Source organism: Anaerovibrio sp. (assembly GCF_045637405.1).
Lineage (GTDB): Bacteria > Bacillota > Negativicutes > Selenomonadales > Selenomonadaceae > Anaerovibrio.
This window is the reverse complement of sequence record NZ_JAZTZI010000102.1, coordinates 1-6,440: the sequence shown is the minus strand read 5'-3', so window position 1 is coordinate 6,440 and position 6,440 is coordinate 1. Positions and strand designations below refer to the sequence as shown.

Here is a 6,440-nt window from a genome sequence, read left to right as displayed (position 1 = left end):
ACACCTACTCATTTTTAACTTATTTTCAACCTGATTTGCACAATTTTTCAAATAGCTTTACTAAAATATTTTATAAATTTTTTTGTATTTTTTTGAGTACAATATGAAAAATATATCAAAAAAAGTGGGGCAGGTTATGGTCGCCTATAGCAGTTGAACACTGAGCGTTAAAAAACTATTTTTTACAGACCTGCATTAGTGATAAAAATTATTTGTTTGAGCAAAGCGAGTTATAACGCCATTGTTCAAATTTTTCTTCTTTAGAAGAAAAATCTTCCAATTAGCGTTTCAACGAGCTGGGAGATATGCTCGCCAGCTGTTGTAGTTTGTTTTCCCCCACCTAAAGAGGTGAGGGACATCTTAAAGCTCGTTATAATTTTTATCGCTATTTAATTATTGTAAAAAATCGTTTTAGCGAAGTGTTCTTGCGATAGGCGGCCATTACCTGCCCGAATATATTTAAAATTTTACTTTAATCCTGCAATAACTTTCCTCATTGCCTCAGCCACATTCTCCTTGTTGAAACCGAATTTCTCAAAGAGCTGTGCAGCAGGTGCAGATGCACCAAAGGATGTCATGCACACAGTGGCACCATCCAGTCCCACATATTTACCCCAGCCAAAATCCTTGCCGGCCTCCACAGCTACACGGGCACGGACATTCTTAGGAAGGATCTTGTCCTTGTACTCCTGGCTCTGCTCCTCAAAAATATCCATACATGGCATGGACACAACGCGAACTTCTACGCCCTCGTCCTTGAGGATTTCCTGAGCTTCAATAGCCAAAGCAACCTCGGAGCCGGTGGCAATAATAATACCATCCGGAGTTTCCTTTGAAGAATCAGATACCACATAGGCACCCTTCAGGGCTTCCTTGCTGCTTCCGGCCAGTGGAGCCAGATTCTGACGGGTAAGAACCAGTGCAGTAGGCGTCTTGGTGCTGGTAACAGCACTGTACCATGCTGCAGCAGTTTCCATATCATCTGCCGGACGGAACACATTAATGTTTGGCAAACTGCGGAGCATTGCCAGCTGCTCTATTGGCTCATGGGTAGGACCATCCTCGCCTACACCGATACTGTCATGGGTCAATACATAAGTAACAGGCAACCCCATAATAGAAGCCAGACGAATCATTGGCTTTAAGTAGTCGGAGAATACGAAGAATGTACCCACAAAAGTACGAAGGCCACCATGGAGAGTAATACCATTGGCAATAGCACTCATAGCCAGCTCACGAACACCGAAATGAATGTTCTTGCCGGAATAATTATCCTTGGCAAAGAAGGACTCACCCTTCATTTCAGTCTTATTAGAAGGTGCCAAATCAGCACTGCCGCCGAACATATTTGGCAGAATACCGTTCAACTTGTTGATAAGGTTACCGGAAAGGGCGCGGCTGGCAGTAGGCTTGTCATTTCTTGCCCAAAAATCTTTATTATTAAGAAGGGCCTCTGCATCCACTGGTGCATGGAACTCCTCCCAGCGCTTGGCATCTTCAGGGAAATTGGCACAATAAGCTGCAAAGAGCTTGTTCCACTCAGCTTCAGCCTTTTCACCTCTGGAAGCCAGCTCCTTATAATCAGCATAAACCTCTTCAGGAACCTTGAAGGCTTCCTGCTCAGGCCACTGCAGATTTTCCTTGGCAGCCTGGAGATTTTCCTCACCAAGTGGCTCGCCGTGGGCACTGGCAGTACCCTGCTTGGCAGGACAGCCATAACCGATTTCAGTGTGAACACGGATAAAGGAAGGTCTGTTAGTATCAGCCTTGGCCTTTTCAATAGCAGCACCAATAGCGGCGCAGTCAGTTCCATCAACCACATCTATGGTCTGGAAGCCGAAGGCCTCCATGCGCTTCATAACGTCCTCAGTGAAGGCAATGTCAGTGCTGCCCTCAATGGAAATACGATTGCTGTCGTAAATAACAATCAGCTTATTCAGTCCCAAGGTACCTGCAAGGGAGAATGCCTCAGAGGAAATGCCTTCCATAAGACAGCCATCGCCGCCTAAAACAAAGGTGTAATGATCCACTACTTCATAGCCAGGCTTGTTGAACTCAGCAGCCAGATGTCTTTCAGCCATTGCCATACCTACAGCTATTGCCATACCTGCGCCCAAAGGACCAGTGGTAGCCTCAACACCTACAGTATGGGCATATTCAGGATGACCAGGAGTAAGGGAATCCAGCTGACGGAAATTCTTTAAATCATCAATGGTAAGACCATAGCCAAAGAGATGAAGCAGGGAATAAAGCATGGCAGAGCCATGACCGCCGGAAAGAATAAATCTGTCACGGTTAGCCCACTTAGGATTCTTGCCATTATGATTCATGTGCTTGCCCCACAATTCGTATGCAATCGGTGCACAGCCCATTGGAAGGCCAGGATGGCCGGACTTGGCTTTTTGAATCATTTCTGCAGCCAGTATACGGATAGCATTTACGCTATTTTTCTCTACATTACTCAAAGAAATTCACTCCTTAGATTATCTTGAATATATTATTTGGAAGCAATTACGTCAATTTCAACCAAAACATCCTTTGGCAGCTTGCTCACCTCAACACATACGCGGGCTGGGCAATTTTCAGTAAAATACTTTCCATAGATTTCATTTACCTTGCCGAAGTCTCCCATATTGGTAATATAAACAGTAGTCTTTACCACATCAGAAAGGGTGTAGCCTGCTGCGGTAACAATAGCCTTCAGGTTTTCAAGAACCTGAGTAGTCTGCTCCACAATGCCGCCTTCCACAACAGCACCAGTGGCAGGAACCAACGGAATCTGTCCGGAAACAAACAACATACCCCCAGTAGTCTTCACGGCCTGAGAATATGGGCCAATAGCACCTGGGGCATTTGTAGTAGCAATAATCTCGTTCATAGTTAATCCTCCTCGCAAGATAAATATTAAATAACTTATTTTTTATTGGCTAAATCGGGACGAAGCTTGGCGGCCTTGCCTAAAAAAACATGCTTGATTTCACGCTGCTTCAGGTCAGTATCCACCAACAGGAGAACTCTGATACATTTTTCCATGGCTCCCTCCACATCCATCTGGCGGGCATCAAAAAGCGGAACGGCATCAAAGCCTGGCAGCTTTCTGGCACCGGAGGCAGGAAAAGCTGCGGTTATGTCCTCAGTGGCACTGAAAATAGCCGCCCCAATATCCTCCGTTTTCACATTATTTTGCTTCAGCATTTCACTGACAACTTCCTGGGTTGCAGTCCAAATTGCCTGGGCGGTATTTTCCTCTACAGTAGTAGCTCCACGTAATCCCCGCAAATCCATTCCTCCTCTAATATCTTATCTATTAACTGGACAATACCTCAATGCCGGTTTCGGTAACCAATATGGTCTTTTCCCACTGTGCAGACAAGGAACCATCCTTGGTACGCACAGTCCAACCATCCTTCTTGTCAACGGTAACCTTATACTTGCCAGCATTAATCATCGGCTCCACAGTAAACACCATACCCGGAACCAAAAGCATTCCTGTCCCCGGCTGTCCTACATGTGGCACAAACGGTTCCACATGGAAATCCTTGCCTACACCGTGACCACCCAATTCCGTAACGACAGAATAGCCATTGGCTTTGGCATGGGCATTTACAGCGGCACCAATATCTCCCAGCCAGCCCCAAGGCTTAACAGCCTCTATACCCAGCTCCATACATTCCTTGGCTACCCGCACCAGCTTTTCTGCTTCGGGGCTAGTCTTGCCACCTACAATAAACATACGGGAGGCATCAGCATAATAGCCGTCCAAAATGGTGGTAATATCAATATTCACAATATCCCCTTCCTTAAGAATGGTTTTCTTGGAAGGTATACCGTGACAAACTACTTCATTAATTGAAATGCAAATACTCTTTGGGAATCCCTCATAATTCAGACATGCAGGAATGCCGCCATTCTTCTCGATAAACTCCTTTACAGCCGTATCTATTGCCTCTGTATTCTGACCTGGCTCCACCATTGTTCCTGCCAGATCAAGTGCAGCATCATTTACCACACCACTTTTTCTGATTCCCTCAATATCTGCCGGGGTAAGTATTATATTATGAGGTGGCTTACATTGAGATTTAAATACATCATATTTATAGGAATCAATGCGATCATCAAAATCAAGATGGCACTTCTTGTATTTAAGTCCACTGCCACACCAACACAAATCATTTCTGTTCATTCTATTGGATGCTTCCTTTCAACAACTATAGTCCAATCTTTATTTAAACATAGTAATTGTGAAGTGGCAAGTTTTTTCTCTTGGCTCTGTACACTTATTAATATTTTTATTCTGTGGCAGTAATTGACATCGTATATATGGGGTATTACAATTAAAAACAATGGCTCTGTCCGATGGGCCACAGGCTAAACGGAAAGGATTGTCCTTAATTTTGAAAAATAAACTTCCTACTATTATATATATTGTTTTTTGTCTTATCCTGATGATAGGTCTATGGAATATCCGTGAAAGCAAGGATGGTATACCGGTGCTGAACTACCATCAGATTAATCCAACTGAAAAGAATCCATTAACAGTACCAACCAGTGATTTTGCAGCTCAGATGAAATATCTGGAGGAAAAGGGCTACCACACGATTTCACCTGATGAGCTCCATGACTTTCTGGTGGATGGTAAGGAGCTGCCTGAAAATCCTGTACTTATTACCTTTGATGATGGCTATGCTGACAACTATGAATATGCTTATCCTATTTTAAAAGAGCATAATATGAAGGCAACCATCTTTCTGGTTTCTGACTTTATGGGGCGCTTTGACAATTATCTCACCTGGGATAAGGTTTATGAAATGAGCGAAAATCAGATTTATATTGGCAGTCACACCTTAAGTCACTTTGAGCTTACTCCCCTTGAGCAGACAGAGCTGGTAAATCAGCTGGTGGGTGGTAAACTGGCCGTAGAGTGGAAAACCTTTAAATTCTGTGAATATATTGCCTACCCAGGTGGCTTTTATGATCAGATGGTGCTGTCTGAAGTGAAAAAGGCTGGCTATAAGGGCGGCTTTACCGTATATAACGATTTTGTCCGTCAAGGTGATGACCCATATACTGTTAACCGCATTGCCATTTTTGGTTCCCAGCATTTTGTAATGCCGAGATTTTGGATTCGCCTTCACATGGCTCCGGTAGTTGGACGCATGGAACGCTTCCGTTCCAAGCTCATTGATGCCGGTTATCCGACTTTGGCAGAGCTCATTTTTATACCATAAGGAGATTTCTATTTATGATAGCTAACATCATATCATACGCCTGCCTCATTGGCCTCATTGTTTTCTTCCTGCTGGCCATGCGCCGTATTTTAAAAAGGGACAATGTCATAAACGAGCTTATTCTTGGATTTTACGATTACCAGACCATTTCCAAAGAAGAGCTTATTTCAAGAATGTATCAATATGCCTGCAACGATTTCCGTTTGAAGGGTCTCATTAATAAATTCAATGCCACAGAAGAGGATTACACCGTTATCTTTGACAAGCTCATATACTGGGCAAACTTCAAAAAGCGCAAGCGCTATATTCCTGTTAATTCCTTCTTTTTCTACGGTTCACTCAAATATCTCCTTCAGCATAAGGATGATGATGCAAAACCAATTACTTTGAAGATGATGAACTACTTCCACTTTTAATCTTTGTGATAGGTTTTTTAACTGTAACCTAAAAGGGACTGCCCGTGGCAGTCCCTTTTACTATGTCTTTATTTGTATGCTGTTATGTATGCGGGCTTACTTATCTTCCATTTTGTGATGATATTTCTTAATATCCCCCTTAAGAATATCAATGTCGATGTCAAAGCCTGCAGCATGGCCTGGCTCCCCTTTAATCGCCCTGTCATAATTGTAGGAGCTGTTTACCACGACCTCATCGGTGAGCTTTTCACTGTTACGGATGACAATGTTTCTGAAAACTGTCAGGTATTCACCCTCCATTTTCTCCACATACAGTTCATCCTTCAGCTTCTGAATTTCAGCCTCATACTCAGTAGCCGGCTTGAAGCTTTCCAGGGCATGCTGGTAATCATTATATGCTTCATCCCGCTTTACAACGGTACCCTCATCCAGATGCTCCTTCTCAATCAAATCACCAATAACAGGATATTTTACCTTTACATAATCCAGAATTTCCTTATTTCTGTTCAGCTCCCGTATTTCTTCTTCCAGAGCCTCAATCTCCTGATCCCGTTTCTGCATTTCACCGTTCAGGGTCTTGATTCCCTCTTCCTTTTCCTGCAGCAGTTCACGATCAGATACCTTTACGTAAACTACCCCCATTACGCAAAGCAGTGCAAAAATACCGGCAACCACCATTGGCATAACATTTTCCATTTCCTAATCCCCTTCTCTTTTATTTAATGAAAAATAAAAACCTCAGATTCCTCTGAGGCTTAGTTTACAATATGGTGGAGACGAGGAGAATCGAACTCCT

Annotated in this window: 7 protein-coding genes; 2 read left to right on the top strand and 5 right to left on the bottom strand. The window is 43.3% G+C overall.

Features of this window, described 5'->3' with window-relative positions; translation table 11 throughout:
* Positions 1–467: 467 nt before the first annotated feature.
* From tkt to map, 4 genes are read right to left on the bottom strand one after another with little or no spacing between them, the layout of a single operon-like run.
* Positions 468–2,465, bottom strand: a complete 1,998-nt coding sequence (gene tkt, locus ACKI5G_RS07510) for a transketolase (protein WP_407399115.1) — start codon at positions 2,463–2,465, stop codon at positions 468–470.
* A 32-nt stretch (positions 2,466–2,497) separates the two neighbouring features.
* A complete protein-coding gene (locus ACKI5G_RS07505; RefSeq protein WP_407399113.1) occupies positions 2,498–2,878 on the bottom strand; it encodes a RidA family protein in 381 nt (126 codons plus the stop codon).
* Positions 2,879–2,913: 35 nt separating this feature from the next.
* Complete coding sequence (gene aroH, locus ACKI5G_RS07500) at positions 2,914–3,279, bottom strand: chorismate mutase (protein WP_407399111.1); 366 nt, start codon at positions 3,277–3,279, stop codon at positions 2,914–2,916.
* Positions 3,280–3,307: 28 nt separating this feature from the next.
* The gene (gene map, locus ACKI5G_RS07495) at positions 3,308–4,183 is read right to left on the bottom strand and encodes a type I methionyl aminopeptidase (RefSeq protein WP_407399109.1); all 876 of its coding nucleotides are present in this window, start codon (positions 4,181–4,183) and stop codon (positions 3,308–3,310) included.
* Positions 4,184–4,394: 211 nt separating this feature from the next.
* Here map and ACKI5G_RS07490 point away from each other — a divergent pair, with 211 nt between their 5' ends.
* Both ACKI5G_RS07490 and ACKI5G_RS07485 read left to right on the top strand, forming a co-directional pair.
* Positions 4,395–5,228, top strand: coding sequence for a polysaccharide deacetylase family protein (locus ACKI5G_RS07490; protein ID WP_407399107.1), 834 nt, complete (start codon positions 4,395–4,397; stop codon positions 5,226–5,228).
* 14 nt (positions 5,229–5,242) lie between these two features.
* Positions 5,243–5,644, top strand: a complete 402-nt coding sequence (locus ACKI5G_RS07485; protein ID WP_407399105.1) for a hypothetical protein — start codon at positions 5,243–5,245, stop codon at positions 5,642–5,644.
* A gap of 96 nt (positions 5,645–5,740) precedes the next feature.
* Here the strand turns inward: ACKI5G_RS07485 and ACKI5G_RS07480 are convergent, their stop codons facing one another.
* Positions 5,741–6,340, bottom strand: coding sequence for a hypothetical protein (locus ACKI5G_RS07480; RefSeq protein ID WP_407399103.1), 600 nt, complete (start codon positions 6,338–6,340; stop codon positions 5,741–5,743).
* Positions 6,341–6,440 lie beyond the last annotated feature (100 nt).